General features: G+C 69.0%; 27 protein-coding genes, 1 tRNA gene and 1 pseudogene. 22 read left to right on the forward strand and 7 right to left on the reverse strand.

Translation table 11 applies throughout. The features are described from left to right. The first annotated feature begins 39 nt into the window (after nt 1–39). The 4 genes from hppD (at nt 40) to OHT21_RS29175 (ending at nt 5,290) form a co-directional block, all read left to right on the forward strand. Complete coding sequence (gene hppD / locus OHT21_RS29160) at nt 40–1,185, forward strand: 4-hydroxyphenylpyruvate dioxygenase (RefSeq protein WP_328771256.1); 1,146 nt, start codon at nt 40–42, stop codon at nt 1,183–1,185. Between the two features lie 150 nt (nt 1,186–1,335). After that, nucleotides 1,336–2,742 carry an FAD-binding oxidoreductase gene (locus tag OHT21_RS29165; protein ID WP_328771257.1) on the forward strand — a complete coding sequence of 469 codons (1,407 nt, stop codon included), beginning with the start codon at nt 1,336–1,338 and terminating at the stop codon, nt 2,740–2,742. A 171-nt stretch (nt 2,743–2,913) separates the two neighbouring features. Beyond that, the gene (locus OHT21_RS29170; RefSeq protein ID WP_328771258.1) at nt 2,914–4,512 is read left to right on the forward strand and encodes an RDD family protein; all 1,599 of its coding nucleotides are present in this window, start codon (nt 2,914–2,916) and stop codon (nt 4,510–4,512) included. Nucleotides 4,513–4,654: 142 nt separating this feature from the next. Beyond that, nucleotides 4,655–5,290 (forward strand): RDD family protein, encoded by a 636-nt coding sequence (locus OHT21_RS29175; RefSeq protein ID WP_328771259.1) that lies wholly within the window; start codon nt 4,655–4,657, stop codon nt 5,288–5,290. 33 nt (nt 5,291–5,323) lie between these two features. Here OHT21_RS29175 and OHT21_RS29180 read toward each other — a convergent pair whose 3' ends face one another. Then, the gene (locus OHT21_RS29180; protein ID WP_328771260.1) at nt 5,324–5,581 is read right to left on the reverse strand and encodes a hypothetical protein; all 258 of its coding nucleotides are present in this window, start codon (nt 5,579–5,581) and stop codon (nt 5,324–5,326) included. 489 nt (nt 5,582–6,070) lie between these two features. On the opposite strand from OHT21_RS29180, the pseudogene OHT21_RS29185 reads away from it, so the two are divergent. After that, a pseudogene (locus OHT21_RS29185) lies at nt 6,071–6,406 on the forward strand (hypothetical protein); the annotation flags it as partial. 58 nt (nt 6,407–6,464) lie between these two features. Here OHT21_RS29185 and OHT21_RS29190 read toward each other — a convergent pair. Continuing rightward, entirely contained in the window at nt 6,465–7,049 is a 585-nt protein-coding gene (locus tag OHT21_RS29190) for a nicotinamidase (protein WP_328771261.1), read from the reverse strand. A 207-nt stretch (nt 7,050–7,256) separates the two neighbouring features. Next, entirely contained in the window at nt 7,257–8,585 is a 1,329-nt protein-coding gene (locus OHT21_RS29195; protein ID WP_328771262.1) for a nicotinate phosphoribosyltransferase, read from the reverse strand. A gap of 201 nt (nt 8,586–8,786) precedes the next feature. Here OHT21_RS29195 and clpS point away from each other — a divergent pair, with 201 nt between their 5' ends. From clpS to OHT21_RS29235, 8 genes are all read left to right on the forward strand, one after another. Then, a complete protein-coding gene (clpS, locus tag OHT21_RS29200; RefSeq protein WP_328771263.1) occupies nt 8,787–9,104 on the forward strand; it encodes an ATP-dependent Clp protease adapter ClpS in 318 nt (105 codons plus the stop codon). A 12-nt stretch (nt 9,105–9,116) separates the two neighbouring features. Then, a complete protein-coding gene (locus OHT21_RS29205; RefSeq protein ID WP_328771264.1) occupies nt 9,117–9,722 on the forward strand; it encodes a DUF2017 domain-containing protein in 606 nt (201 codons plus the stop codon). A 269-nt stretch (nt 9,723–9,991) separates the two neighbouring features. Continuing rightward, nucleotides 9,992–11,524, forward strand: a complete 1,533-nt coding sequence (locus OHT21_RS29210; RefSeq protein WP_328771265.1) for an alanine/glycine:cation symporter family protein — start codon at nt 9,992–9,994, stop codon at nt 11,522–11,524. A 113-nt stretch (nt 11,525–11,637) separates the two neighbouring features. Further along, nucleotides 11,638–12,060, forward strand: a complete 423-nt coding sequence (locus OHT21_RS29215; RefSeq protein WP_328771266.1) for a M67 family metallopeptidase — start codon at nt 11,638–11,640, stop codon at nt 12,058–12,060. A gap of 79 nt (nt 12,061–12,139) precedes the next feature. After that, nucleotides 12,140–12,235: a putative leader peptide gene (locus OHT21_RS29220; RefSeq protein ID WP_004000920.1), complete on the forward strand. Its 96-nt coding sequence runs from the start codon at nt 12,140–12,142 to the stop codon at nt 12,233–12,235. Between the two features lie 120 nt (nt 12,236–12,355). Next, entirely contained in the window at nt 12,356–12,634 is a 279-nt protein-coding gene (locus OHT21_RS29225) for a MoaD/ThiS family protein (RefSeq protein ID WP_328771267.1), read from the forward strand. A gap of 17 nt (nt 12,635–12,651) precedes the next feature. After that, entirely contained in the window at nt 12,652–13,602 is a 951-nt protein-coding gene (locus OHT21_RS29230; protein WP_328771268.1) for a PLP-dependent cysteine synthase family protein, read from the forward strand. A gap of 755 nt (nt 13,603–14,357) precedes the next feature. Further along, the gene (locus OHT21_RS29235; protein WP_328771269.1) at nt 14,358–15,110 is read left to right on the forward strand and encodes an MBL fold metallo-hydrolase; all 753 of its coding nucleotides are present in this window, start codon (nt 14,358–14,360) and stop codon (nt 15,108–15,110) included. A gap of 101 nt (nt 15,111–15,211) precedes the next feature. Here the strand turns inward: OHT21_RS29235 and OHT21_RS29240 are convergent, their stop codons facing one another. Further along, nucleotides 15,212–16,462 carry a PTS transporter subunit EIIC gene (locus OHT21_RS29240; RefSeq protein ID WP_328771270.1) on the reverse strand — a complete coding sequence of 417 codons (1,251 nt, stop codon included), beginning with the start codon at nt 16,460–16,462 and terminating at the stop codon, nt 15,212–15,214. Nucleotides 16,463–16,891: 429 nt separating this feature from the next. Here OHT21_RS29240 and OHT21_RS29245 point away from each other — a divergent pair, with 429 nt between their 5' ends. The 4 genes from OHT21_RS29245 (at nt 16,892) to rdgB (ending at nt 19,643) form a co-directional block, all read left to right on the forward strand. Next, complete coding sequence (locus OHT21_RS29245; RefSeq protein ID WP_328774260.1) at nt 16,892–17,140, forward strand: PTS glucose/sucrose transporter subunit IIB; 249 nt, start codon at nt 16,892–16,894, stop codon at nt 17,138–17,140. A 517-nt stretch (nt 17,141–17,657) separates the two neighbouring features. After that, nucleotides 17,658–18,395 carry a ribonuclease PH gene (rph, locus tag OHT21_RS29250; protein WP_328771271.1) on the forward strand — a complete coding sequence of 246 codons (738 nt, stop codon included), beginning with the start codon at nt 17,658–17,660 and terminating at the stop codon, nt 18,393–18,395. A 159-nt stretch (nt 18,396–18,554) separates the two neighbouring features. Then, nucleotides 18,555–18,959: a hypothetical protein gene (locus tag OHT21_RS29255; RefSeq protein ID WP_328771272.1), complete on the forward strand. Its 405-nt coding sequence runs from the start codon at nt 18,555–18,557 to the stop codon at nt 18,957–18,959. Nucleotides 18,960–19,040: 81 nt separating this feature from the next. Continuing rightward, nucleotides 19,041–19,643 (forward strand): RdgB/HAM1 family non-canonical purine NTP pyrophosphatase, encoded by a 603-nt coding sequence (gene rdgB, locus OHT21_RS29260; RefSeq protein ID WP_328771273.1) that lies wholly within the window; start codon nt 19,041–19,043, stop codon nt 19,641–19,643. Nucleotides 19,644–19,704: 61 nt separating this feature from the next. Here the strand turns inward: rdgB and OHT21_RS29265 are convergent. Further along, nucleotides 19,705–19,788, reverse strand: a tRNA-Leu gene (locus OHT21_RS29265). A 122-nt stretch (nt 19,789–19,910) separates the two neighbouring features. Then, nucleotides 19,911–20,378: a thioredoxin-dependent thiol peroxidase gene (bcp, locus tag OHT21_RS29270; protein ID WP_328771274.1), complete on the reverse strand. Its 468-nt coding sequence runs from the start codon at nt 20,376–20,378 to the stop codon at nt 19,911–19,913. 104 nt (nt 20,379–20,482) lie between these two features. Here bcp and OHT21_RS29275 point away from each other — a divergent pair, with 104 nt between their 5' ends. Continuing rightward, complete coding sequence (locus tag OHT21_RS29275) at nt 20,483–20,896, forward strand: DUF3618 domain-containing protein (RefSeq protein WP_328771275.1); 414 nt, start codon at nt 20,483–20,485, stop codon at nt 20,894–20,896. Nucleotides 20,897–21,186: 290 nt separating this feature from the next. Further along, nucleotides 21,187–21,489: a GroES family chaperonin gene (locus OHT21_RS29280; RefSeq protein ID WP_328774261.1), complete on the forward strand. Its 303-nt coding sequence runs from the start codon at nt 21,187–21,189 to the stop codon at nt 21,487–21,489. A 62-nt stretch (nt 21,490–21,551) separates the two neighbouring features. Here OHT21_RS29280 and OHT21_RS29285 read toward each other — a convergent pair whose 3' ends face one another. Further along, nucleotides 21,552–23,942, reverse strand: a complete 2,391-nt coding sequence (locus OHT21_RS29285; RefSeq protein WP_328771276.1) for a transglycosylase domain-containing protein — start codon at nt 23,940–23,942, stop codon at nt 21,552–21,554. A 224-nt stretch (nt 23,943–24,166) separates the two neighbouring features. Between OHT21_RS29285 and OHT21_RS29290 the strand changes: the two genes are divergently transcribed. The 3 genes from OHT21_RS29290 to OHT21_RS29300 are packed head-to-tail and all read left to right on the forward strand — an operon-like array spanning nt 24,167 to nt 26,832. After that, nucleotides 24,167–24,967, forward strand: coding sequence for an ABC transporter permease (locus OHT21_RS29290; RefSeq protein WP_328771277.1), 801 nt, complete (start codon nt 24,167–24,169; stop codon nt 24,965–24,967). A 31-nt stretch (nt 24,968–24,998) separates the two neighbouring features. Then, complete coding sequence (locus tag OHT21_RS29295; RefSeq protein ID WP_328774262.1) at nt 24,999–25,841, forward strand: ABC transporter permease; 843 nt, start codon at nt 24,999–25,001, stop codon at nt 25,839–25,841. A 13-nt stretch (nt 25,842–25,854) separates the two neighbouring features. Next, nucleotides 25,855–26,832: an ABC transporter ATP-binding protein gene (locus OHT21_RS29300; protein ID WP_328771278.1), complete on the forward strand. Its 978-nt coding sequence runs from the start codon at nt 25,855–25,857 to the stop codon at nt 26,830–26,832. The last annotated feature ends 7 nt before the right edge of the window (nt 26,833–26,839 follow it).

Genomic DNA, 26,839 nt, shown 5'->3' on the forward strand with positions numbered 1-26,839 from the left:
ACTATTGCGCATCTTGCGGAACGGAGGGAGCGTAACGCCATGACTGAGACCATCCACCACACCCCTGGTACCGCGCGCGACGCAGACCCGTTCCCGGTCAAGGGAATGGATGCGGTCGTCTTCGCCGTGGGCAACGCCAAACAGGCGGCGCACTACTACTCCACCGCCTTCGGCATGAAGCTCGTCGCCTACTCCGGACCGGAGAACGGCCGCCGCGAGACCGCCTCGTACGTCCTGACCAACGGCTCGGCGCGCTTCGTCCTCACCTCCGTCATCAAGCCCGCCACCACCTGGGGCCACTTCCTCGCCGAGCATGTGGCCGAGCACGGCGACGGCGTGATCGACCTCGCCATCGAGGTCCCGGACGCGCGCAGGGCGTACGCGTACGCGATCGAGCACGGCGCCCGCTCGGTCGAGGAGCCGTACGAGATGAAGGACGAGCACGGCACCGTCGTCCTCGCGGCGATCGCCACGTACGGGCAGACCCGGCACACCCTCGTCGAGCGCACGGGATACGACGGCCCGTATCTGCCTGGCTTCGTGAGCGCCGACCCGATCGTCGAGCCGCCCGCCCACCGCACGTTCCAGGCCATCGACCACTGCGTCGGCAATGTCGAGCTCGGCCGGATGAACGAATGGGTCGGCTTCTACAACAAGGTCATGGGCTTCACGAACATGAAGGAGTTCGTGGGCGACGACATCGCCACCGAGTACAGCGCGCTGATGTCGAAGGTCGTCGCGGACGGCACGCTCAAGGTCAAGTTCCCGATCAACGAGCCCGCCATCGCCAAGAAGAAGTCCCAGATCGACGAGTACCTGGAGTTCTACGGCGGCGCCGGCGTCCAGCACATCGCGCTGAACACGAACGACATCGTCGAGACGGTACGCACCATGCGGGCGGCCGGAGTCCAGTTCCTGGCCACGCCGGACTCGTACTACGACACGCTGGGGGAGTGGGTCGGCGACACCCGCGTCCCCATCGAGACCCTGCGCGAGCTGAAGATCCTTGCCGACCGAGACGAGGACGGCTATCTGCTGCAGATCTTCACCAAGCCGGTCCAGGACCGTCCGACCGTCTTCTTCGAGATCATCGAACGGCATGGCTCGATGGGCTTCGGCAAGGGCAACTTCAAGGCGCTGTTCGAGGCGATCGAGAGGGAGCAGGAGAAGAGGGGCAACCTCTGACCGGCCGGTTACAGCGCCCCTGAGGAGGCCGCAGGCCTCTTAGGGGCGCGGGGAACTGCGCGACCAGCCACAACCGGACCCGCAGCTTCGAACCGCCTGTCCAGCGGAGCGCTTCGTGGGGTTCACACCGTCGCCCCCGGATGCGACGCTGTGATCATGAGCCGTATCGAAGCCCCTCGCGATGAAGTGACGGGGAACCTTCTCGACCGTCTGCTCGCAAGGCTGCCGGCCGAGGCGGTCCTGACCGACCCGGACGTCACGGTCTCGTACGCCAACGACATGGCCAGCTTCTGCGAGGCCGGCACCCCCGCCGCCGTCGTGCTGCCGCGGACCGTCGAAGAGGTCCAGCACGTCATGCGCATCGCCACGGAGCTGCGCGTCCCGGTCGTCCCGCAGGGCGCCCGCACCGGACTGTCGGGCGGCGCCAACGCCTCCGAGGGCTGCATCGTGCTGTCCCTGACGAAGATGGACCGCATCCTCGAGATCAACCCGGTCGACCGGATCGCCGTCGTCGAGCCCGGCGTCATCAACGCCACGCTGTCCCGCGCCGTGAACGAACACGGCCTGTACTACCCGCCGGACCCCTCCAGCTGGGAGATGTGCACGATCGGCGGCAACATCGGCACGGCCTCCGGCGGCCTGTGCTGTGTGAAGTACGGGGTCACCGCCGAGTACGTGCTCGGCCTGGACGTCGTCCTCGCCGACGGCCGCCTCATGTCCACCGGCCGCCGTACGGCCAAGGGCGTCGCTGGGTACGACCTGACCCGCCTGTTCGTGGGCTCGGAGGGTTCGCTCGGCATCGTCGTACGGGCCGTACTGGCGCTCAAGCCGCAGCCGCCGCAGCAGCTTGTGCTGGCCGCCGAGTTCGCCTCCGCGGCCGCCGCCTGCGATGCCGTATGCCGGATCATGGAGGGCGGGCATGTGCCGTCCCTCCTCGAACTGATGGACCGTACGACGGTGAAGGCCGTCAACGCCCTGGCGAACATGGGCCTGCCCGAAACCACCGAGGCCCTGCTCCTCGCCGGCTTCGACACCACGGACCCCGCCGCCGACCTCGCCGCGCTCGGCGCCTTGTGCGAGGCCGCGGGCGCCACCCAGGTCGTCCCGGCCGACGACCTCGCCGAGTCCGAACTGCTCCTCCAGGCACGGCGGTTGTCGCTCACCGCGCTGGAAGCGGTCCGGGGCGTGACGATGATCGACGACGTGTGCGTGCCTCGATCGCGGCTCGGCGATCTGATCGAGGGCGTCGAGCGGATCGCCGAGAAGCACCAGCTGACCATCGGCGTCGTCGCCCACGCCGGCGACGGCAACACCCACCCCACCGTCTGCTTCGACGCCGGCGACGCCGACGAGTCCCGCCGGGCCCGCGAGTCCTTCGACGAGATCATGGCCCTCGGCCTGGAACTCGGCGGCACCATCACCGGCGAACACGGCGTGGGCATCCTGAAGAAGGAATGGCTGGCCCGCGAGATCGGCCCGGTGGGCCTGGAGATGCAGCGCGCGATCAAGACCGCCTTCGACCCGCTGGGCATCCTCAACCCCGGCAAGGTCTTTTGACCCACCGTCAGATATTGAGCGGTCCGGTGTGTGAGCAGTCCGGTATTCGGGAAGGCGTGGCGGAACCTTGCCCGAACGGGGTAGGTACTGGCGGACCGGACGTGACCGTTGCTCCGGTCTGATAGATGTGGATCCCCCAAACGACCCCCGAGCAGATACGGGACGACGGACATGAGCGCCCCAACCCCGGCCCCCGGCGACGACAGGCCCCGCGAAGGGTATTACCCGGACCCGTCCATTCCTGGATACGTCCGGTACTGGAACGGTGCCTCGTGGGTGCCCGGCACCAGCCGACCGGCGCCGTCCGCCGGCGAGTCGCTGCCGACGCCACCCGGTGGCCGCGCGGCCCCGGCCGCCACCGGCCCCGGCGTCCCGGAGGAGACGGGCCCGCACTTCTTCGACGAGGACCCGCCCGCCGCGGCCCCCTCGCCCGCAGAGGCCCAGCACGGCAGCCGGCCCGAGCCCGCGGCCGCGTGGGGCGCCGACCGCTCCCGGCAGACCGGTTTCGGCGGTGAACAGGACCGCCGGGTCTCCTGGGGTTCTCCCGCCGATCCGCGCGTACCGTCCGAGCCGGCCCAGCCGGAGGGCAGGTCCGAGCACACCGACGGCACGGTCACGTTCCGCGCGCCCAAGTCCGAGGACCGCATCGAGGACAAGCCCGGGGACACCGGGGACGTCCAGGGCGCGCAGCCTCCGGCTTCCGGCGGCACCGTCCGGTTCCGCAGACCCACAGGGCGGGTGCGACCGGCGGCGGGCTCGGAGGAGAAGCCGTCCGGAGCGCGCCAGGACGCCTCGCCCGGGTCCGGCTCGCCGCGGCCCAACGGTGGAGCCTCCGGCGTCCCCAAGGCCCGTAACCCTCTCGCTTCCGAGGGCACGATGGCGTTCCGGGCCGTCACTCCGCGGCAGCGGCAACTGCGCGACCCGCAGGTCCCGGGCCCGACGGCGGGCGGCGCCGGCCCGGCCACAGAGGCCCCGGCCACGGGAAGCCCGACCGCCGCCGCCCGCGCGGGTCTCGCCCAAGGCGCCTCCGCCTCGACGGCCGGTACGCAGAGCCCTGCCGTACCCGCCCAGTCCACGGACTCCCCGGCCTCTCCGGCCACCCCTTCCGCACCTTCCGCGCCTTCTACGCCAGAGTCGTCCACCCCCATGGCCCCGGGCGTCGGCGGTGGACAGCCCTCCTGGGCCCAGCAGGTGCACCGTCTCGCCGGGGCCGAGAACGAGCCGCCCGTCGTCCCCTGGAAGCCGGTGTCCGAGGACCCGTTCCAGGCCGCCGCACGGGCGCAGGCGTCCGCGCGTCCCGCCGGGCTGGGCAAGCGGCTGGTCGCCCGGTTCGTGGACTCGCTGGTACTGGGCGCCGTCACGGGTGCGGCTGCCGTGCCGTTGGGCGTCAGGGCCGTCGACCACGTCAACGACAAGATCGACGCGGCCAAGCTGTCCGGCGAGACCGTCACGGTCTGGCTGCTGGACGGCACGACAGGTGCGTACCTCGGCATCGTCCTCGCCGTCCTGCTGCTCTTCGGGGTCCTGTACGAGGCGCTGCCCACCGCCAAGTGGGGCCGTACGCTCGGCAAGAAGCTGTGCGGCCTCCAGGTGCGCGACATCGAGGGCGGCGAGCCCCCGACGTTCGGCGCGGCCCTGCGCCGCTGGCTCGTCTACAGTGTCCCCGGACTCCTCGGCATCGGTGTCCTGGGCGTCCTGTGGGGCCTGTTCGACCGTCCGTGGCGGCAGTGCTGGCATGACAAGGCGGCGCATACGTTCGTAGCGGGCTGACGCAATGGGCTGAGGTGGCCGGTGGAGCCGGGGGCTGACCCACGAGGCGACCCACGCACCCGCCCGCAGCCTCCGGGAAGCAGCTAGCCCGGACGGCTCCCCGCCCATTGCGCCACCGGTTGCTTCGCGGTCGACTCGAGGTATGACGACCGAGCCGCCGCCTCCCCCGGAAGACGATCCGTTCAAGAAGCGTCAGCCGCCACCCGGCGAGGGCGGCGGCTCTCCGTACGGCACTCCGTCAGAGGGCCCGGAGGGCCAGGGGACCACACCCCCGCCGTACGCGGGCGACCCCTACGGCGGCGGCCCGTACGGCAACGAGCCCCTCGCCGGGATGCCGCCCCTCGGCGACAGCCCCAAGCGCGTACTGGCGCGGATCATCGACATGATCCTGGTGGGCGCCGTGTCGTGGCTGCTGGCGTGGGCGTTCGGCGCCACCGACTACGGCACGGACAACGGGACCGTCCAGTACAGCGAGTCCCTCGGCCAGTCCGTGATCGCCGCGGTGCTCTACGTCGCGTACGACACCATCCTGACCGCCAGGGACGGGCAGACGCTCGGCAAGAAGCTGTTCCGTATGCGGGTGGCGAACCTCGAAGACGGCTCGACGCCCTCCTGGCAGAACTCGCTGACCCGCGCGCTGGTCCTGTGGCTGCCGTTCGCGTTCTGCTGCGCCTGCATCTGGACCGTGATCACGGGCGGCTGGAGCTTCTTCGACAAGCCCTACAAGCAGGGGCTGCACGACAAGCCGGCGAAGACCGTGGTGGTCAGCACCGGCTGAGTCGGGCGGTTCGATGCGAGCCGAGCGGCGCGGTCAGCGCTTGCTGCCGCTCGCGACCGGAACGGATTCGGCGACACGCTGCCGGGTGGCGACGGGCGCGGCGACCGGTGCGGCCGGTTTCTTCGGAACGGGCACCGTCATGGCCACGAGTAGGCCGAGGGCGAGAGCGGAGAGCGCGATCACCGCGATTCCCGGGCCCGAACTCGTCTGAGACAGCAGCAGCATGGCGAGGGTGGAGAAGATCACGGTGCAGGAGCCGTAGGCGAGCTGTGCGGCGGTCGGACGAGGCATGAGCGTTCCTCGGGTCGGGGGTCTCCCCCCGTGCCTCTCGCCAAGGGGGAGGTTGCGGATACGAATCAGGGGGTGACAACGGTCTCGACTTGGCAATCCGCTGTTGTCCAGCGCGCCGCCAGCCGACTCTATCGGCTGTCTGCCCGAGTGGAACCAGCGGTAAGCGTGACCTAACACACGGTGCCGTTGCACGGGGGGCGCACGGAGTCATGGAGTCCACCAACTGGACGGTCCGGCGCGCCGGTTGAGCGCTACACCAACCACGCGGCGTTCCGCAGCGGATAACTGACACCGGCATCAAGATCACGCTCGGGAAGGAGCCCCGTGACGCCTCGACGATCATGGAGACGGCCTTGACCAAGTCGAAATAAATGACGTTCCGGCAGGTCAGTGCATGATCGTCCAGGGGCCTCTGGCGGCTGGCGGCCGATCGTGTTTAGGTGCGTGCTGTGGCTCTCTTATTGACACTGTTTCTCACGGGGGTGTGATGTGGCCGCAGGAGGTTTCTGCAAGCTGCCGAACGGCAGTGTGGTGGTGGCGTTGAACCTGCCCACCCCCTCCGCCATGGGCGGCACCGGCTGTGTACGCATTCTCGTGCACGCACAGAACCGGGCCCGCGCGCTGACGCGGGTACGCAACCTCGGCATGCGGGCGGTCTATCTGCGCGGCAACGCCGAGCCGCCGACCCCCGACGAGATCACCGCGGTCCTGCACCATCCCGACGGCCTCATATGGCGCACGCCTCCCGGCGGCGACACCACGGCCACCGCCACGGAGCTGTGGCGCCCGATCCGGGCCCTGAAGCGGCGTACGGCTCCAGGCGCGCAGGCTTCCCGGCCCGCCGCTCCCAAACCCGCCAAACCCGCCAAGCCCGCTGAACCGGCTAAACGATGGGCTTCCCGGTGAGCTCCACACCCGCCTCGCGCAGCTCCTCCAGGGCCCGCTCGGTGGTCTCCTCGGCCACCCCGGCCGTGAGGTCGAGCAGCACGTTCGTACGGAAGCCCTCGCGGGCCGCGTCCAGCGCGGTGGCGCGGACGCAGTGGTCGGTGGCGATGCCGACCACGTCGACCTCGGTGATCTGGCGGGCACGCAGCCAGTCCGCCAGCGTGACGCCGTTCTCGTCGGCGCCCTCGAAGCCGCTGTACGCCGCGGCGTACGCGCCCTTGTCGAAGACCGCGTCGATCGCGCCGGAGGCGACCGCCGGGGCGAAGTTCGGGTGGAAGCCCACGCCCTCCGTGCCGGCCACGCAGTGTTTGGGCCAGGAGTGCTCGTAGTCGGGGTTCTCGGAGAAGTGGTCGCCCGGGTTGATGTGGTGGTCGCGGGTGGCCACGACATGGCGGTAGCCGGCGGGCGCCTGCCCGATCAGCTCCGTGATGGCGGCGGCCACGTCTGCCCCTCCGGGCACGGCGAGGCTGCCTCCCTCGCAGAAGTCGTTCTGCACGTCGACGACGATCAGTGCGCGGCGCATGGTCGTGTCCTCAAGGTGTAGGTCCTACCCCCATACGGGGCCCCGGGGCGGGCATTGGCCTTGCTGTTCCCCCTCACCGCCGGTTCATTCGTCTTCGGGGTGAGGCTGTCCGGAGTTGTGTGCCGGATACGCGCTGACCGGAACTTCCCACATGCCGGACGCAATCGGGCGTACCCAGGCGCACGCATCGGGCGTACGCGGGCGTGCTCAGACGTATTCGGTCGGGAGCACCGCCTCCCCGCGGGACAGCTGGGTCGCGGACAGCGGCAGGTTGGCGCGGGCGGCCGCATGCCGTTCGCGTACGACGTCCAGAGGTTCGCGGGCGACGACCTCGCCGCCCTTTATCAGCTCCACCAGCAGCTGACGGTCCGCCAGCTCCGCCGGAACGGCGCCTGTGCCGATCACCTCGGCCTCGGCGACACCTTCCTCGTCGAGCCGCCGCGCGGCCCACTTCCGGCCGCCGATGGACGTCTTGCCGCCCATCGACTTCTTCGCCACCGGCACGAGCGGAGCCTGCGGATCCGCCGACTCGGCACGCGCGACCAACTTGTAGACCATCGAACACGTCGGATGGCCGGATCCCGTCACCAGCTGGGTGCCCACTCCGTACGCGTCCACGGGCGCCGCGGCCAGCGAGGCGATCGCGTACTCGTCCAGGTCCGAGGTCACGATGATCTTCGTGTCGGAGGCGCCCAGCTCGTCGAGCTGCTGCCGCACCCGGTGCGCCACCAGCAGCAGGTCACCGGAGTCGATGCGCACGGCGCCGAGCTCGGGCCCGGCGATCTCGACGGCCGTCCGTACGGCTTCGGCCACGTCGTACGTGTCCACCAGCAGCGTCGTGCCCCGGCCCAGCGAGTGCACCTGGGCCTGGAAGGCGTCCCGCTCGCTGTCGTGCAGCAGCGTGAAGGCGTGGGCGCTGGTGCCGACGGTGGGGATGCCGTAGCGGAAGCCCGCGGCCAGGTCGGAGGTCGTCGTGAAGCCGCCGACGTACGCCGCGCGGGAGGCCGCCACGGCGGCCAGCTCATGGGTGCGCCGGGCGCCCATCTCGATCAGCGGCCGCTCGCCCGCGGCCGAGGCCATCCGGGAGGCGGCGGCGGCGATCGCCGAGTCGTGGTTGAGGATCGAAAGGATCACCGTCTCCAGGAGCACGCATTCCGCGAACGTGCCCTCCACGCGCAGGATCGGCGATCCGGGGAAGTAGACCTCGCCCTCGGGATAGCCCCACACATCGCCGCTGAAGCGGTACGAGGACAGCCACTCGAGGGTCGGCTCGTCCACGACGCGGCGCTCGCGCAGGAAGCCGAGCACATCCGCGTCGAACCGGAAGTTCTCGACCGCGTCAAGGACCCGCCCGGTGCCCGCGACGACCCCGTAGCGCCGCCCCTCCGGCAGCCGCCGCGTGAAGACCTCGAAGACCGAACGCCGCTCGGCGGTGCCGCCCTCGAGGGCGCCCTGCAGCATGGTCAGCTCGTAGTGATCCGTGAAGAGCGCTGTCGACGGGACGTCCACAGGCAACCCAAGCTCCGCTACACCCACGAAAGCTCTCCTCGCAGTGACTCTCCGGTGCCCCGGGGTCGGCCGGGGGTCCGGGGGTTGTCCCCCGGTGTATGCAGCATGGCAAGGATGATACCGCCAATCTCGTCACTCTGACGATTTCTACGATGTGAGGTTCACGGCGCCTTCCGTACGGCGTTCCCGCGGGGGCCGTTTGGCCGCGTACCCCCCTCTGGTGGCAGCATGGGCCATGTGACGGCTCCCGCACCTCTAGAGATCGAAAAGACCGAGTCGGCGGAGGAGGTCTCCGCCGTACCCGAGCCGGATGTCCCCTGGGTCACGATCGTGCACAACGACCCGGTCAACCTCATGAGCTATGTGACGTACGTTTTCCAGACGTACTTCGGTTACTCGAAGGACAAGGCCACCAAGCTCATGCTCGACGTCCACCACAAGGGCCGTGCCGTCGTCTCCAGCGGGTCCCGCGAGGAGATGGAGCGCGATGTGCAGGCCATGCACGGTTACGGTCTGTGGGCCACCCTCCAGCAGGACCGGAAGTAGCGAACTCACTCCATGCCAGGACAATTCGAACCGCTCCCCGGCGGCGGCGCGGCCGTCGCCCTCGACGAGGTCGAGATCTCCATCATCCGCTCGCTTGCGGTTCAGCTCCTGGAGCTCATCGGTCCCGGACCCGCGGAGGATGCCACCGAGGACCCGCTCGCCGAGCTGTTCTCCGAGGGCCCCAGCGAGCCGCCCGCCGACCCCGTACTGCAGCGCCTCTTCCCCGACGCCTACAGCGGGCCCGACGTGGAGGCCACCTCGCCCGAGCAGGCCGAGGAACAGCGCCAGTACTCCGCGGAGTTCCGCCGTTTCACCGAGAACGACCTGCGCGCGGGCAAGCGGGACAACGCCCTTGCCGTGATCCGCTCCCTGGACGCGCTCGCCTCGGCCGGCGAGGGCGGGGCCGTACTCAAGCTGTCGACGGAGGAGTCCCAGCAGTGGCTGGGCGCCCTCAACGATCTGCGGCTCGCGATCGGCTCCCGGCTCGATGTCGTCGACGAGGAGGACACCGACCTCCTCTACCGGCTGCCGGACGACGATCCGCGCAAGCCGATGGTGATGGCGTATCTGTGGCTGGGCGGCCTCCAGGAGACGCTCGTGGAGACGCTCATGCCATGAGGTGAGCGGACTTCGTGTTCGCTCAGAAGACGCTCAAATCCGGATAACGATCGCGTTACCGCCCCTGGGAGTTTGTGCCCCAGGGGCGTTTTTGTGTGACTTCGGTCACTCAGGGCCTGGTGGGGAACGTGATACGACTTCCCCACTCCAATGTGGGTCGGCCTTTGCCCTGCGCGCACCGTCCCTTTACCTGACCCCCCACTGCTGCTATCTGTCCCCCCAACTGCTGCGCCACGCCAGCACGTCCCCGCTCTACCGAGGTAGACCTCATGTCACTCGAGTCCGTCACCAATTCCATCGACGACGCCGTCAGCGATTTCTTCGAACCCGTCGCGGAGCATGTCGGCGATTTCGTCTTCTATGCCGTGCCTGTCGGCGACACCGAGCTTCCGCTCATCGTCGCCTGGCTCGTGATCGCGGGCCTGGTCTTCACCACCTGGTTCGGGCTGATCCAGGTTCGCAGGTTCAAGCTCGCCTTCGATGTCGTGCGCGGCAAGTACGACGAGGACGGCTCGCCCGGTGAGGTCAACCACTTCCAGGCGCTGACCGCCGCCGTCTCCGGCACCGTCGGCCTCGGCAACATCGCCGGTGTCGCCGTCGCCGTCTCCATCGGCGGCCCCGGCGCCACCTTCTGGATGATCCTGTGCGGCCTGCTGGGCATGGCCACCAAGTTCGTCGAGGTCACCCTCGGTGTGAGGTACCGCGAAGAGCACGAGGACGGCACCGTCTCCGGCGGACCGATGCACTACCTGCCCAAGGGGTTCGCCGAGCGCTTCGGTAAGGGTGGCGCCAAGTTCGGCAAGGTGCTCGCCGTACTGGCCTCCATCATGATCCTCTTCTTCGGCCTGTTCGGCGGCAACCTGTTCCAGACCAACCAGAGCTACGCGCAGGTCGCCTCGACCTTCGGCGGCGAGGACGGCTTCATGGCCTCCTCCGCCGGCGCCATCCTCTTCGGCCTGGTCGTCGCCGCGCTGGTCGGCCTCGTACTGCTCGGCGGCATCCGCTCCATCGCCTCGGTCACCAGCAGGCTGGTCCCGGCGATGGCCGGCCTGTACATCGTGGCCTGCATTGTCGTCATCGTGGGGAACATCAGCGCGGTGCCCGACGCGATTCAGAAGATCATCGACGGCGCATTCCAGGCCGACGGTGTCGCCGGCGGTGTGCTCGGCGCCCTGATCGTCGGCTTCCAGCGCGCGGCCTTCTCCAACGAGGCCGGTCTGGGCTCCGCCCCGATCGCCCACGCCGCGGTCAAGACCAAGCACCCGGCGAGCGAGGGTCTGGTCGCACTGCTGGAGCCGTTCATCGACACGGTCATCATCTGCACCATGACCGCGCTGACCATCGCCATCGCCAACCCGCCCAGCTATGCCGAGGCCCGCGCGGGCGAGGACATCGGCGGCGTCACCATCACCTCCGACTCCTTCGAGACCGTACTGCCCTGGTTCCCGGACGTGCTGACCGTCGCGGTGCTGCTCTTCGCCTTCTCCACGATCCTGACCTGGGGCTACTACGGCCTCAAGGCATGGTCGTACCTCTTCGGCAAGAGCAAGACCAGCGAGACCGTCTTCAAGGCCCTCTGGAGCCTGTTCGTCGTCGCGGGCTCCCTGCTCTCCCTCGACACGCTGATCAGCCTGGCCGACTCGGCGCTCTTCCTGCTGTCGGTGTTCAACATCATCGGCCTCTACCTGCTCACCCCCTTCGTCAAGCGCGAGCTCAACTCCTTCCTGGAGTTCGTCAAGCGCCGTAAGGCGGGCCTGCCGGACGTGGCCGAGGAAGCTCAGCCCGCGAAGTCGCTCGACTGATTCGCTCGACTGATCCGAGCCGCGCCGCAGCTCAGCGGCCATTGCGCTCAGCATGTGGGCCGCCGCGTACCACTCCTCGGTACGCGGCGGCCCCTCTGCTTATCCTGACGAGCATGCTCACCATCACCCAGGCCCTCGTGGACCAGATCGTCGCCCACGCCCGCAAGGACCACCCCGACGAGGCCTGCGGCGTCATCGCGGGCCCGGCGGGTACGGACCGCCCCGAGCGCTTCATCCCCATGCTGAACGCGGCCATGTCGCCCACGTTCTACGAGTTCGACTCCGGCGATCTCCTCAAGCTGTACCGCGAGATGGACGACCGCGACGAGGAACCGGTCGTCATCTACCACTCCCACACGGCCACCGAGGCGTACCCGTCCCGCACCGACATCTCGTACGCCAACGAGCCCGGCGCCCACTACGTGCTGGTGTCCACCGCCGACACCGACGGACTCGGCGACTTCCAGTTCCGTTCGTACCGGATCGTCGAGGGCGAGGTCACGGAGGAGGAGGTCAAGGTCGTACAGGCCTACTGATCCCGCGATGCGGGCAAAAATCATCCACGATGTGAGATCACATTCCAGGACCCGGACCGGGAATCGATACGATGAGCCCATGGTTTCCCACGACGTGAGCGACAAGACGCCGGGCATGCTGCTCGTGGCGCGGCTGCACGTCGATCTGTGCAGGCTCGCCAGCGCCATCTGTTGATGCCGCCTGCCGCCGTACGGCTGCTGTGAGAGCCGCGGCGCGGTTTATCGCGTACCACCTTGCAATTCCGCGCTGTCGCGCGCCCACCGACCTGACTTCTTCCGACAGGAGCCCGCAACCATGGCCATCGAGGTCCGCATCCCCACCATCCTCCGCCAGTACACCGACGGTCAAAAGGCGGTGGAGGGCACCGGTGACACCCTCGCCGATCTGTTCGCCGACCTCGAGACCCGCCACTCGGGCATCCAGGCTCGCATCGTGGACGGCGGCGAACTGCGCCGCTTCGTGAACGTCTACCTCAACGACGAGGACGTCCGCTTCCTCGACGGCATCAACACCAAGCTGACCGACGGCGACAACGTGACGATTCTGCCGGCGGTAGCCGGCGGCATGGTCTGACCGGGCTCTGATCCCTGATGCGCTACGACTCCCCGCTGGCCGCGGTGGGCAACACCCCCCTGGTGCGCCTGCCGCGGCTCTCGCCGTCCGCCGACGTCCGCATCTGGGCGAAGCTGGAGGACCGCAACCCGACAGGTTCGGTCAAGGACCGTCCTGCCCTGCACATGATCGAGCAGGCGGAGAAGGACGGCCGCCTCACGCCCGGCTGCACCATCCTCGAACCGACGAGCGGCAACACCGGCATCTCCCTGGCCATGGCCGCCAAGCTCAAGGGCTACCGCATCGTGTGCGTCATGCCCGAGAACACCTCGCAGGAACGCCGGGATCTGCTGGCCATGTGGGGCGCCGAGATCATCTCGTCCCCCGCGGCCGGGGGCTCCAACACGGCCGTACGCGTGGCCAAGGAGCTGTCGGCTGAGCACCCCGACTGGGTGATGCTCTACCAGTACGGCAACCCCGACAACGCGGGCGCCCACTACGCGACGACCGGCCCCGAGATCCTCGCCGACCTCCCCTCCGTCACCCACTTCGTCGCGGGCCTCGGCACGACGGGCACCCTGATGGGCGTCGGCCGCTACCTCCGCGAACACAAGCCGGACGTCAAGATCGTCGCCGCCGAGCCGCGCTACGACGACCTCGTCTACGGCCTCCGGAACCTCGACGAGGGCTTCGTTCCCGAGTTGTACGACGCGTCCGTGCTGACCACGCGTTTCTCGGTCGGCTCCGCCGACGCGGTGACGCGCACGCGGGAGCTGCTGCAGCAGGAGGGGCTCTTCGCGGGCGTCTCCACGGGGGCTGCGCTGCATGCGGCGATCGGCGTCGGCAAGAAGGCGCTGAAGGCCGGCGAACCGGCGGACATCGTGTTCGTCGTGGCCGACGGCGGCTGGAAGTACCTGTCGACGGGCGTCTACACGGCGACGACGACGGAGGAGGCCATCGAGAGGCTGCAGGGTCAGCTTTGGGCGTAGCGGGGGCGGGCGCGGGTTGTTTGCGCCCCCGCCGCCCCTACCCATTCCCGTCCCCCGGGGCTTCGCCCCGAGCCCGCACCAGGGGCTTTGCCCCGAGCCCGCACCAGGGGCTTTGCCCCGAGCCCGTACCAGGGGCTTTGCCCCGAGCCCGCCCCTGGGGCTTTGCCCGGAGCCCCCACCAGGGGCTCCGCCCCGAGCCCCCACCAGCCGCCCCTGGACCCCGCTGGGGCTCCGCCCCAGACCCCCATCGGCCTGGCGGCCTCGTCCTCAAACTCCCCCAGCTACCGCTGGGGGTGCCCCCAGAGGTGCCCCCAGACGGGCTGAGTAATGCCAGCCTCGGCTGCAAGGTTCAACCGAGGCGGCGCCGTCATCAGCCCAGGCCAAAATCAGCCCGTCCGGCGTTTGAGGACCGGGGGTTCGGGGGCTGGCCCCCGAAACGGGGTCCGGGGCGCAGCCCCGAGCGGGTCCAAGGGCGCAGCCCATGGCCGGGGTCCGGGCAGAGCCCCGAGGGGGTCCGGGGCGCAGCCCCGAGGGCGGGGTCTGGGGCGGCAGCCCCAGCGGGGTCCAGGGGCGGAGCCCCTTGGTATGGGACGGGTAAGGGCGGCGGGGGCGAAAGCACCCCCGATTCAGTGACGCCGCAGGTGAGTTCGCCCACAAGACCCCCTTACGGAGGAGCGACCGGAGGTTTTGCGCCTTACGCTCGACGGACCGCACGACCCCCGACTTCACTCCCCGCCAGCGGAGGTTTCTGCTTTATGAAGCTCACCGTCGTCGGCTGCTCGGGGTCGTTCCCGTCCGCGGAATCGGCCTGCTCGAGCTACCTCGTAGAGGCCGACGGCTTCCGGCTGCTCCTCGACATGGGCAACGGTGCCCTTGGCGAGCTGCAGCGCCACTGCGGTCTCTACGACCTCGACGCGATCTACCTCAGCCACCTGCACGCCGACCACTGCATCGACATGTGCGCCTACTTCGTGGCGCGCTACTACCGGCACGAAGGCGGCCGCGCCGCCCCCATCCCGGTCTACGGCCCCGAGGGCACCGAGCACCGCCTCACCACCGCCTACGCCGACACCCCCAGCGCCTCCTCCATGAGCGAGGTCTTCGACTTCCACACGGTCAAACCGGGCTCCTTCGAGATCGGCCCGTTCTCCGTGCACACCGAGAAGGTGAGCCACCCGGTGGAGGCATACGGCATCCGCGTCGAACACAGCGGCCGGACGCTCACGTACTCCGGCGACACGGGCGTCTGCGACCCGCTCGTCGAACTCGCCCGGGACGCCGACCTGTTCCTCTGCGAGGCCGCGTTCACCCACGGCAAGGAGAACATCCCCGACCTGCACCTCAACGGCCGCGAGGCGGGCGAGATCGCCGCCCGCGCCGCCGCCCGCCGCCTCGTCCTCACCCACATCCCGCCGTGGACGGACCCCCAGGTCAACCTCGCGGACGCCCGCGAGACGTACACCGGCCCGGTGGAACTGGCGGCGCCGAGGGCGACGTACGAGATCTAGCCCCTCCGGCGCGTCAGCACGGTCCTGGCCCATCCGTACGGGCATACGGAGGCCCCCTCAGCCGAGTGGCTGAGGGGGCCTTTCCGCGGGGACGGGCGGGATTACGCCTTGGTCAGGTCCTCGACCTCCTCCTCGGGCTCGCGGCCCGGGGTGGTGAGGTTGAACTTGATGATGGCGAAGCGGAAGACGGTGTAGTAGACGGCGGCGAAGACCAGGCCTATCGGGATGATCAGCCATGGCCTGGTCGCGAGGTTCCAGTTCAGGACGTAGTCGATCGCGCCGGCCGAGAAGGTGAAGCCGGCGTGCACACCGAGCGCCCAGGTGATCGCCATGGACAGGGCGGTGAGCACCGCGTGGATCACGTACAGCAGCGGGGCGATGAACATGAACGCGAACTCGATCGGCTCGGTGACACCGGTCACGAAGGAGGTCAGCGCGACGGAGACCATGAGACCGGTGACGGCCTTGCGGCGCTCGGGACGGGCGGTGTGCGCGATGGCGAGGGCGGCGGCCGGCAGACCGAACATCATGATCGGGAAGAAGCCCGTCATGAACTGTCCGGCGGTCGGGTCACCGGCGAAGAAGCGGTTCAGGTCGCCGTTCACGACCTCGCCCGCGGCGTTCGTGAAGTCGCCGATCTGGAACCAGGAGACGGAGTTCACGAACTGGTGCATGCCGACCGGGATCAGCGCGCGATTGATCAGACCGAACAGGCCCGCGCCGAAGGCGCCGAGACCCGTGATCCACGTGCCGAAGTCGGAGATGACCTCGCCGATCGGCTCCCAGACCAGGCCGAAGAAGACGCCCATGAAGGTGCCGACGAAGGCCATCATGATCGGGACCAGACGGCGGCCGTTGAAGAAGCCGAGCCAGTCGACCAGCTTGGTGCGGTGGAACTTCTGCCACAGCACGGCGGACAGCAGACCCATGATGATGCCGCCGAGGACACCGGGGTTGTTGTAGGTCGCGGCTATGTCCGCGCCGTCCTGGACCTTGGCCTCGGTGACCGGGAACGCCTTCAGTACGTTGCTGTAGACGAGGAAGCCGACCAGTGCGGCGAGCGCGGTGGAGCCGTCCGACTTCTTGGCGAAGCCGATCGCGACGCCGATGCAGAAGAGCAGCGGCAGGTTGTCGAATACGGCGCCGCCGGCGGTCGCGAAGACGGAGGCGACCTTGTGCCAGCCGAGTCCGTCGTCGCCGAACACATCGGCTTGGCCGAGACGCAGCAGGATGCCCGCCGCCGGAAGCACGGCGATGGGGAGCTGCAGGCTGCGGCCGATCTTCTGCAGGCCCTGGAACAGGCCGGATCCCCACTTCTTAGCGGGGGCCGCCGTGGCTGTGGCGGTGCTCATGGTGCCTCCAATGGGCGGGCATGGTCTACACCACTCAGTGGTGTAGACCATGTTGTAGCACGGTGAAGGCCAGATAAGGAACCCGTCAATTTGTCACCCTGGAAATACCAGTCAAATGGTGATGTTCAGCGCAAATGACCCTGGTGTGCGTGCCCGTCTGAGCACCCGTCACCACCATAAGAGCGTCAACTTCCTTGCCCGTGCGGCCCCTTGTGCCGCGCCCCGGTCCGCTGTCGACCGTCCCGCCCCCGGACACTCCGTCGGCACTGGGCCGAGGTCAACGGCATGTGATGCCTGTGGGTTTGTCCGATGGTTGACCGACCGGGTTTCGCCGCACCCGTCGTGTGGTGTAGACCAGTGCCGTAAGGATGTGCTGTCGCGGACCCGCGGCGAGTCGCGTCCCGGCCCCGAGAACACGTCCTTTTTGACATCAGGGAGAAAGAAATGGCCACCAAGGCTGAGAAGATCGTCGCCGGGCTCGGCGGCATCGACAACATCGAAGAGGTCGAGGGCTGCATCACGCGACTGCGCACCGAGGTCGTCGATCCGGGCCTGGTCGACGAGGCCGCCCTGAAGGCCGCCGGCGCCCACGGCGTCGTCAAGATGGGCACGGCGATCCAGGTCGTCATCGGCACGGACGCAGACCCGATCGCAGCGGACATCGAGGACATGATGTAAGCACCTGAACCACCCGACGGGCCACGCCGGGCTCAGCGTGCCTCGCCGGGATCAGCCGGCCCGCTGAGTTCGGCAGGCCCGCCGGATTCGGCAGGCCCGCTGGGTTCTGTAGGCCCGCCGGGATCACCCGGCCAGGCCGGAATCAGGGGACTGCCGGGCCTGTCGAATCCGTGGGGCTTACCGAATCCGCTGGTTCGCCGGAGACCGGGCTCACCGAACCCGCCGAGCCGACCGCATTCGCCGGGCTTGCCGAATCGAACCACGTCTATCGCAGGTCCGCCGGGCTCAGCGGAGCTCGCCGCATCAGTGGGCCCGCCGGGCTTGCCCAACCGTGACGGCTCACCGGATCCGCCGGGCACACCCGACCCGCCGACTCCAACGAAACCGCCGAGCCCACCCCCCCGGCGGGCTCACCGTCCCCTCGGGCAGCGCCCGATGCCGGCCCGCGGGCCCCGCCGAGGGACCGTCTCCGTTACCGGAGGAGGTCCCTCCACCATCTGCGACTAGGCTCATCGCCATGTCACGAATCGACGGCCGCACGCCCGAGCAGCTACGCCCCATCACCATCGAGCGCGGCTGGAGCAAGCACGCCGAAGGCTCCGTCCTCATCTCCTTCGGCGACACCAAGGTCTTCTGCACCGCCTCCGTCACCGAAGGCGTCCCGCGCTGGCGCAAAGGCAGCGGCGAAGGCTGGGTCACCGCCGAGTACTCCATGCTGCCCCGCGCCACCAACACCCGCGGCGACCGCGAATCCGTACGCGGCAAGATCGGCGGCCGTACGCACGAGATCAGCCGACTCATCGGCCGCTCCCTGCGCGCCGTCATCGACTACAAGCAACTCGGCGAGAACACCATCGTCCTCGACTGCGACGTACTCCAGGCCGACGGCGGCACCCGCACCGCCGCCATCACCGGCGCCTACGTCGCCCTCGCCGACGCCATCTCCTGGGCCCGCACCAAAAAGCTCATCAGGGCCAGCCGCCAGCCCATCACCGGCACGGTCAGCGCCGTATCCGTCGGCATCGTCGGCGGCGTACCCCTCCTCGACCTCTGCTACGAAGAAGACGTACGCGCCGACACCGACATGAACGTCGTCTGCACCGGCGACGGACGCTTCGTCGAAGTCCAGGGCACCGCGGAAGCCGAACCCTTCGCCCGCGAAGAACTCAACTCCCTGCTCGACCTTGCCGTTTCAGGCTGCGAAGAACTCGCTGTCGTACAGCGCAAGGCACTTGATACGGTCCTCGAAAGGTAAAGGACGCGTCAATTCCGCACCGACAGGGGCCGCGCAACGCGGGCAACCACGGCAGCGGTCTCCGCGTCCCTACCAGTACGGGCGTACGGCACACCGCCGCACGCCCCGCCGCACCACACGGGGCCCCCTAGGCCCGCAAAGCAACGGGAGGACCGTTCCATGGCCGCGAGCCGACGCCCGCGACGTCGCAGTATCACCATCGCCTCCGCAGTGGCAGCCGTCGCGCTGACCGCCGGACTCACCACCGGCTGCGACGCCGTCAACAAGGCGCTGGACTGCGCCAGGACCGCCGACGCCATCGCCGACAGCGTCACCGAACTCCAGCAGGCCGTCGAAAACGCGGCGAACGACCCCACGCAGACCGACGAAGCACTCGACTCCATCGACAAGAACCTCAACGAAATCGGCGACAAAACCGAGGACACCGACGTCAACAAGGCCGTCGACGACCTCCAGACCGCCGTCACCAACGTCCGCGAATCCATCAAGAACGGCGACGAGACACCGGACATCAGCCCGGTCACGGACGCCGCAGGCGAACTGACGAAGGTCTGCACCTCGTAGAAGATCCCAGGGTTACGGAACTGGGGGGCGCCCTGAACGAGAGGAGCGCCCCCCACTCATGACCTGACTACTGTGAGAGCCATGACCCGCCTGATCCTCGCCACCCGCAACCACGGAAAGCTCACCGAGCTCAAGGCGATCCTCGCCGCCGCCGACCTCCACTACGACCTGGTCTGCGCGGACGCCTACCCCGACGTCCCCGACGTCAAGGAAACCGGCGTCACCTTCGCCGAGAACGCCCTCCTCAAGGCCCACGCCCTCGCCCAGGCCACCGGCCACCCCGCCGTCGCCGACGACTCAGGCCTCTGCGTCGACGTACTCGGCGGCGCCCCCGGCATCTTCTCCGCCCGCTGGTCAGGCTCCCACGGCGACGACCGCGCCAACCTCACCCTCCTCCTCGACCAGCTCAGCGACATCCCCGACCCGCACCGCGCCGCCCACTTCACCTGCGCCGCAGCCCTCGCCCTCCCGGACGGAACGGAACGCGTGGTCGAGGGCCGACTCCGAGGCACCCTCCGCCACGAACCGGCAGGCACCCACGGCTTCGGCTACGACCCGATCCTGCAGCCGGACGGGGACACGCGGACGTGCGCGGAGATGTCCCCCGAGGAGAAGAACGAGATCAGTCACCGGGGGAAGGCGTTTCGGGGGCTGGTGCCGGTGTTGCGGGAGCTGGTGGACTGACGCCTGTCGGGTGAGTACGCCGAAGGGCGCGGCACCGGGTGGTGCGCGCCCTTCGTTTACGTGCGGCCGGTGGGACTCGAACCCACATGGGATTTCTCCCAAGGGCACCTAAAACCCTCGCTTATACCGATTCAGCAACGGCCGCTAGCCGCCAGTCATCGTAGCGGGCTGGCAGCTGTGGTGCTGCGGCAGCTTCTGGTTCAGGCGCTGGCCGTCTCCTTCGGCACCATGTGCGGGGGGCCGCTCGTGCGGGAAGAGGTCCGCGGCTCAGATCCCCAAGTCCTTGATGATCTTGGCGACATGGCCGGCCGCTCGCACGTTGTACAGCGCCCGCTCGACCTTGCCCTCCTCGTCCACGATCACCGTGGAGCGGATGACGCCCATGTACGTCTTGCCGTAGTTCTTCTTTTCGCCGTAGGCGCCGTAGGACTCGATGATCTTCTTGTCGGGGTCGCCGGCCAAGGTGACCTTGAGGGATTCCTTTTCGCGGAACTTGGCCAGCTTCTCCGGCTTGTCGGGGGAGATGCCGATGACGTCGTAGCCGGCGGATGCCAGGGCGTCGAGGTTGTCCGTGAAGTCGCAGGCCTGCTTGGTGCAGCCGGGGGTGAGGGCGGCGGGGTAGAAGTAGACGATGACCTTGCGGCCCTTGTGGTCGGCCAGGGAGACCTCGTTGCCGTCGGCGTCGGGCAGGGTGAAGGCGGGGGCGGTGTCGCCGGGCTGGAGTCGCTCGCTCATCTCGGTTCGGTCTCCTTGCGGGGTGGTGGGTACGGACCCGAGCGTAATGGGGGTGCCCGGGGGGTGTCCGGTGAGCGGAGCTGACAGACTGTCGGCCAGGACAGATGACCACATACGACCTTGGAGGCAGCGCGGTGTCGGAAACGTCGAGCACGCCGGACAGCAGAACTCCGGCGCAGATCGAGGCGGACATCAAGCGCCGCCGCGAGACCCTCGCCGAGACGCTCGACGAGATCGGCGCGCGGGTGCACCCGAAGACGATCGTCGGCGACGCGAAAGCCAGGGTCGTCTCGAACATCGACCACACCCTCGGCCGCGCCTACGTCGGCGTGAACCGCATGGTCAGCGATGTGCGGGGCCAGCTGGTGAACGATGAGGGCGCGCCGCGGCTCGAGCGCATCGTGCCGGTGGCGCTGGTGGTGGTCGGGGTCGTCGGGCTGCTCGCCGTGGGTTCCCGGCGCGGTACCGCCGTCGGCTCTCGCCGAGGTTCCTCGGGCTCCCGGCGCCGCAAGCGCTGAACGCCGGCTGATCTTTCCCGCCTAACGCCGCCGGATCCCGCCCGCGTATGGGCCTCCGGACCCCTCCCGCGTAGAGGGCGCCGGTTCCTCCCGCGTACGGTCCGCCCGGCCACTCCCGCGTACGGGCCGCCGGACCCCTCGCGCGTACGGGCCGCCGGATCCGCCCGTGTCGTTCGCCGAACCCCGCCCGCGTACGGTCCGCCCGCCCCCTCCCGCGTACGGCCCCCGCAAAGCCAGGTAGGTTCAAGGGCGTGAGTGCGAAAACCCATCACGACAAGTTGCCCATCCGGATGCTGCACGATCGTGTGCTCGTGCGGCAGGACACCAGCGAGGGCGAGCGCCGTTCCGGTGGCGGCATCCTGATTCCGGCGACCGCGGCGGTGGGCCGTCGGCTCGCCTGGGCCGAGGTCGTCGCGGTCGGGCAGAACGTACGGGCCGTGGAGCCGGGCGACCGTGTCCTGTTCGACCCGGAGGACCGCGCCGAGGTCGAGGTGCGCGGCGTGCCGTATGTGCTGATGCGCGAGCGGGATCTGCATGCGGTGGCGGCGGATCGGTTCGAGGGGTCCGAGGACTCGACGGGGTTGTACCTCTAGCCGGCCCGTAGGCCCGTAGGCCCGTAGGCTCGTAGGTCCGTAAGCAGCCATGGGCCCCGCGGCTATCCGGACCTCGTGAACGTCACGCCTCCATCCGTCCTGCCCGACGTGACCCCGCCGCCTCCCGTAGACGTGTCGCCGCCCGTCGACCCCGTACCTCCGTCCGTCGTGCCGCCGACCGTCGGCGTTCCTCCGTCCGTTCCGCCCGTGGACGCCGTGCCGCCGTCGGTCGTCGTGCCGCCGCTCGGCTGGTCCGGGGCCGTCGGGGACGGTGGCTCGATGGGGGTTTCCTCGCCGCCGGTGGTCGTGCCGCCGTCCTCGCCGTTTCCGCCGTCTGAGCCGCCCGGTCCGCCGGGGCCGTCCATGCCGTCCGTCGTGCCGCCGTCGTCCTCCTCGCCCTCGTCCCAGGGCGGGTCCTCCCAGGGGTCCTCCGGCGGGAACTCCTCCTCGTCCGCGCCCTCTTGGACTTGGAGGTCGAAGTCCTTGACCTCCGTGCCTTCGAGCGCGTCCTGGGTGTACTGGGCCCAGATCTGCGCGGGGTAGCCGCCGCCGTTGATGCGGGCCTGGCCGAGGGCTCCGTACAGCGGGGTGTGGGCGCCTGTTTTCGGGTTCTGGCCCATGATGGCGACGACGGTGGCGAGGTCGGGGGTGTAGCCGGCGAACCAGGCCGCCTTGTCCTCCTCCGCGGTGCCGGTCTTGCCTGCGGCGGGGCGGCCCGCGGCCTGGGCGGCGGTGGCGGTGCCGCCCTCGACGACGCCTCGTAGGACCTCTGTCGTGGTGTCGGCGGCCTCGCGGCTGACGGCCTGCCGTACGCCCGTGGCGCGGGAGGGCAGGGTGACGGCGTTCTCGGTGCCGTCCTTGGTGATGTCGGAGACGAGTGAGTACCGGCCGTGTTTGCCGTGGTTGGCGAGGGTGGCGTAGGCCTCGGCCATGTCGAGGACGCTTGCGGTGGCCGGGCCGAGGGCGATGGAGGGGGAGGCCGTCAGGTCGGGGGTGGAGGCCGGGATGCCCAGGTCGACTGCGGTCTGTACGACGTTGTCGGGGCCGACGTCGACGGCCATCTGTGCGTACACGGCGTTGACGGACTTGTCGGTGGCTTCGCGGACGGGGATCTGGCCGTACGAGGTGTGGTCCTCGTTCTCGGGTGCGTACCGGCCGCCTTGCCAGCCTTCGACGGGCCGCTCGCTGGTGCCGTCGTAGATGGTGTTGGGGGTGATGAGGCGGCCGTCCTGGGTGGTGGAGCCGTGCTGTACGGCGGCGGTGAACACGAACGGCTTGAAGGTGGAGCCGACTTGGTAGTCGCGGCGGGTGGCGTTGTTGACGTATTGCTTGGTGTAGTCGATGCCGCCGTACATCGCGACGACCTTGCCGGTGGCCGGGTCGATGGAGACGCCGCCGGCGCGGACGTTGCGGTCGATCTTGCGGTTCTTCTTGTCGAGCTGGTCCATCACCTGGTCGTCGACGGCTTTGGCGAAGGCGTTCTGCTTGTCCTTCTGGATGGTGGTGGTGATGCGGAAGCCGCCGGTGGCGAGGGTTTCCTCGTCGATGATCTCGCCGCCGATGAGGTAGTCCTTGACGGCCTGTACGAGGTAGCCGCGCTGCCCGGAGAGGCCCGCGGAGCCCTTGGCTTCCTTGGGCGTCGGGAACTCCAGTCCGGCCCGCTCCAAGGGGGTCAGCCACTTCTTCTTGACCATGCCGTCGAGTACGTAGGTCCAGCGGTCCACGACCGCCGGTTTGTTCTCGGGGTGCGCGGTCACGTCGTACGCGCTGGGGGCGTTGAGGAGTGAGGCGAGGTACGCGCCCTGGGCGGCCGTGAGGTCCTTGGCGTCGACGTCGTAGTAGGCCTGGGCGGCGGCCTGGATGCCGTAGGCGTTGCGGCCGAAGAAGCTGGTGTTCAGGTAGCCCTCGAGGATCTCGTCCTTGCTGACCTCGCGGTCGAGCTTGATGGAGATGAAGAATTCCTTGATCTTCCGGGTGACCGTCTGCTCCTGCGCCAGGTAGTAGTTCTTGACGTACTGCTGGGTGATCGTCGAGCCGGACTGTTTTCCCTTGCCGGTGACGGTGTTCCAGGCGGCGCGGATCATGGCCTGGGGGTCGACGGCGGACTCGGAGTAGAAGTCCCGGTCCTCGGCGGCGAGTACGGCGTGCTGGGTGTCCTTGGAGATCTGGGCGAGGCTGACGTTCTCCCGGTTGACCTCGCCGTCGCGGGCGAGGCGGCTGCCGTCCGCGTACAGGTAGACGTTGCTCTGCTTCGTCGCCGCCGCGTTCGCCTCGGGGATCTCGACGAGGAAGTAGCCGAGCGCGAACAGCCCGATGAGCAGCAGGAGTGCGCCGACGAAGGTGCTGAGCACCATCCGCCAGGTCGGGAGCAGCCGGCGCCAGCCGGTGCGCCGCCGCGGGCGCGCGGTGCTCGGCGGCTGCGGCTCAGGCTGCGGCTGTGGCTGGTCGTTCATGTGGTGCCGGACTCCCGTTTCGCGGCGTACGTGCCTGTACGCCATCGTTAGCTATCTGTTGCCCGCTGTTGAAGACTCTTGCACCGTGCGTTGCGTTCCCGGCACGAGGCGCACGGTTTGGTCACAGAAAATGCGTGGCACGGGGTACGGCCCTGGGACTAGGCTCCTGCGCTTCGGTGTCTGGCGGGCGGGTGCGCGGGTGGGCGCGCGGGAGGGGTGTGGTCGTGGGCGCGGGGCGGTTGTACGCGGCCGTCGTGGTGGGGAGTTTCAGGCGGTACGCGACGTATCGGGTGGCCACTGCGGCGGGGGTGTTCACCAACACCGTCTTCGGCGTGATCCTCGTCTACACATATCTGGCGCTGTGGGACGAGCGGCCGGATCTCGGCGGGTACGACCAGGCGCAGGCCGTGACCTATGTGTGGCTGGGGCAGGCGCTGTTCGCGGCGCTGGCCATCCAGAGCGGGGGCTTCGAGATCGAGCTGATGGAGCGCATCCGCACCGGTGCGATCGCGATCGATCTGTACCGGCCGGCCGATCTCCAACTGTGGTGGCTGGCAAGTGACTTGGGGCGGATGCTGTTCCAGTTCTTAGGGCGGGGTGTGATCCCGTTCGTCTTCGGTGCGCTGTTCTTCCCGATGGCCCTGCCGAGGGACTTCGGCACTTGGGCGGCGTTCCTGGTCGCGCTGCTGCTGGCGGCGGTCGTCAGCTTCGGGATCCGCTATCTGGCGGCGTTGAGCGTGTTCTGGCTGATGGACGGCAGGGGCGTCACGCAGGCCCTGATGGTCACGGGCATCTTCTGCTCGGGCATGACCCTGCCGCTGAACGCCTTCCCGGGCGCGCTCGGCGACGTGGTCCAGGCGTTGCCGTGGGCGGCGCAGCTGCAGATGCCGGCGGATGTGCTGATGGGGGAGGCGGACGCGCTCGGGGCGTACGTGTTCCAGGCGGTGTGGGGGGTGGCGCTGCTGGCGGCGGGGCGGCTGTTGCAGTCGGCGGCTACGCGGAGGGTGGTGGTGCAGGGTGGGTGAGAACTCCACGGTCGCTGCCGCTACGGCATCCATGGCGGCATCCACACCGGCATCCACGGCCGGCTCCAGGGTCGCGGACGGTCTGCGGGCCTACGTGCTGATCGCCGGGATGTGGATCCGGGCCGGTATGACGTATCGCGCGTCCTTCGTCGTCACGGTCGTCGGCAACCTGCTGCTGTCCGGGCTGGACTTCGTCGGGATCCTGCTGATGTTCTCGCAGGTCGACTCGCTCGGCGGCTGGACACTGCCCGAGGTGGCCTTCCTGTACGGCCTCTCCGTGACGGGGTTCGGGATCACGGACCTGCTGCTCGGCTCGTCGGAGGTCCTGGGCGCCCGGATACGCGACGGGTCGTTCGACACGATGCTGGTACGTCCCGTTCCGGTGCTCGCGCAGGTCGCCGCGGACCAGTTCCCGCTGCGCCGGTTCGGCCGGATCATCCAGGGGTCGCTGGTGCTGGGCTGGGCGCTGTTCGCCGTCGACGTCGACTGGACCGCGCCGAAGGTGTTGCTGGTGCCGGTGATGCTGGTCAGCGGCGCGGTGATCTTCGGGGCGATCTTCGTTGCGGGCGCGGCCTTCCAGTTCCTGGCGCAGGACGCCGCCCAGGTGCAGAACGCGTTCACATACGGCGGCACCACGCTGCTGCAGTACCCCCCGACGCTGTTCGGGAAGGACCTGGTGCGCGGGGTGACCTTCGTGCTGCCGCTCGCCTTCGTCAACTGGCTGCCCGCGTCCTACGTACTGGGGCGGCCGTATCCGCTCGACCTGCCGACATGGGTGACGTTCATGTCGCCGCTCGCCGCCGGGGTGTGCTGCGCGGTGTCGGCTTTGGTGTGGCGGGCGGGGCTTCGTTCGTACCGCAGTACAGGGAGCTAGAGGGAGATAGCCAGTGACAGACGGTGTGACCGAAGGCTTCATCGAGCTCGACCGCGTCGAGAAGGTCTTCGACGTACGCAAGAAGACCGGCTTCCTGCGCCGGGAGCGGCATGAGGTACGGGCCGTCGACTCGATCTCCTTCAGCGTGGCGCGCGGCGAGATGGTCGGCTATATCGGGCCTAACGGTGCGGGCAAGTCGACGACGATCAAGATGCTGACGGGGATTCTCACGCCGAGCGGCGGCCGGCTGCGCGTCGCCGGCATCGACCCGTCCCGCGAGCGGACGCGGCTCGCGCACCGGATCGGGGTGGTGTTCGGGCAGCGTACGACGCTGTGGTGGGACCTCCCGCTGATCGACTCGTACAAGCTGATGCACCGCATGTACCGGATCCCGGACGCCCGCTACCGCGAGAACCTCGACCGGCTCGTCGAACTCCTCGATCTGGGCGCTCTGTTGGACGTCCCGGTGCGGCAGCTCTCGCTCGGGCAGCGGATGCGCGGCGACATCGCGGCGGCGTTGCTGCACGATCCCGAGGTGCTCTACCTCGACGAGCCGACGATCGGGCTCGATGTGATCAGCAAGGCGAGGGTGCGGGAGTTCCTGCGGGAGTTGAACGACGAACGGTCGACGACCGTGCTGCTCACCACCCACGACCTCTCCGACATCGAGCAGCTCTGCTCGCGCGTGATGGTCATCGACCACGGGCGCATGATGTACGACGGCCCGCTCACCGGGCTGCACGAGATCGGCGACAGTGAGCGCACCCTGGTGGTGGACCTGGAACGCGAACTGCCGCCCATCGAGGTCGATCCCGCCCGCGTGGTGAAGATCGACGGGCCCCGCCAGTGGCTCGCCTTCCCGGCCTCGGCGTCGGCGGCACCGCTCGTCGCGCGGATCGCCGCCGAGTATCCGCTGGTCGACCTGTCGGTTCGGGAACCGGACATCGAGGCCGTCATCAGCCGCATGTACGCGGAGAAGGCAACCTCGTAGGCTTCGT

Source organism: Streptomyces sp. NBC_00286 (assembly GCF_036173125.1).
Taxonomy (GTDB): Bacteria; Actinomycetota; Actinomycetes; order Streptomycetales; family Streptomycetaceae; genus Streptomyces.

Coding starts and splice junctions, on each gene's coding strand:
- hppD (WP_328771256.1), top strand. CDS start 40: ATGACTGAGACCATCCACCACACCCCTGGTACCGCGCGCGACGCAGAC.
- OHT21_RS29170 (WP_328771258.1), top strand. CDS start 2,914: ATGAGCGCCCCAACCCCGGCCCCCGGCGACGACAGGCCCCGCGAAGGG.
- OHT21_RS29175 (WP_328771259.1), top strand. CDS start 4,655: ATGACGACCGAGCCGCCGCCTCCCCCGGAAGACGATCCGTTCAAGAAG.
- OHT21_RS29180 (WP_328771260.1), bottom strand. CDS start 5,581: ATGCCTCGTCCGACCGCCGCACAGCTCGCCTACGGCTCCTGCACCGTG.
- OHT21_RS29190 (WP_328771261.1), bottom strand. CDS start 7,049: ATGCGCCGCGCACTGATCGTCGTCGACGTGCAGAACGACTTCTGCGAG.
- clpS (WP_328771263.1), top strand. CDS start 8,787: ATGGGCCATGTGACGGCTCCCGCACCTCTAGAGATCGAAAAGACCGAG.
- OHT21_RS29205 (WP_328771264.1), top strand. CDS start 9,117: ATGCCAGGACAATTCGAACCGCTCCCCGGCGGCGGCGCGGCCGTCGCC.
- OHT21_RS29210 (WP_328771265.1), top strand. CDS start 9,992: ATGTCACTCGAGTCCGTCACCAATTCCATCGACGACGCCGTCAGCGAT.
- OHT21_RS29215 (WP_328771266.1), top strand. CDS start 11,638: ATGCTCACCATCACCCAGGCCCTCGTGGACCAGATCGTCGCCCACGCC.
- OHT21_RS29220 (WP_004000920.1), top strand. CDS start 12,140: ATGGTTTCCCACGACGTGAGCGACAAGACGCCGGGCATGCTGCTCGTG.
- OHT21_RS29225 (WP_328771267.1), top strand. CDS start 12,356: ATGGCCATCGAGGTCCGCATCCCCACCATCCTCCGCCAGTACACCGAC.
- OHT21_RS29230 (WP_328771268.1), top strand. CDS start 12,652: ATGCGCTACGACTCCCCGCTGGCCGCGGTGGGCAACACCCCCCTGGTG.
- OHT21_RS29235 (WP_328771269.1), top strand. CDS start 14,358: ATGAAGCTCACCGTCGTCGGCTGCTCGGGGTCGTTCCCGTCCGCGGAA.
- OHT21_RS29240 (WP_328771270.1), bottom strand. CDS start 16,462: ATGAGCACCGCCACAGCCACGGCGGCCCCCGCTAAGAAGTGGGGATCC.
- rph (WP_328771271.1), top strand. CDS start 17,658: ATGTCACGAATCGACGGCCGCACGCCCGAGCAGCTACGCCCCATCACC.
- OHT21_RS29255 (WP_328771272.1), top strand. CDS start 18,555: ATGGCCGCGAGCCGACGCCCGCGACGTCGCAGTATCACCATCGCCTCC.
- rdgB (WP_328771273.1), top strand. CDS start 19,041: ATGACCCGCCTGATCCTCGCCACCCGCAACCACGGAAAGCTCACCGAG.
- bcp (WP_328771274.1), bottom strand. CDS start 20,378: ATGAGCGAGCGACTCCAGCCCGGCGACACCGCCCCCGCCTTCACCCTG.
- OHT21_RS29275 (WP_328771275.1), top strand. CDS start 20,483: ATGACCACATACGACCTTGGAGGCAGCGCGGTGTCGGAAACGTCGAGC.
- OHT21_RS29280 (WP_328774261.1), top strand. CDS start 21,187: ATGCTGCACGATCGTGTGCTCGTGCGGCAGGACACCAGCGAGGGCGAG.
- OHT21_RS29285 (WP_328771276.1), bottom strand. CDS start 23,942: ATGAACGACCAGCCACAGCCGCAGCCTGAGCCGCAGCCGCCGAGCACC.
- OHT21_RS29295 (WP_328774262.1), top strand. CDS start 24,999: ATGGCGGCATCCACACCGGCATCCACGGCCGGCTCCAGGGTCGCGGAC.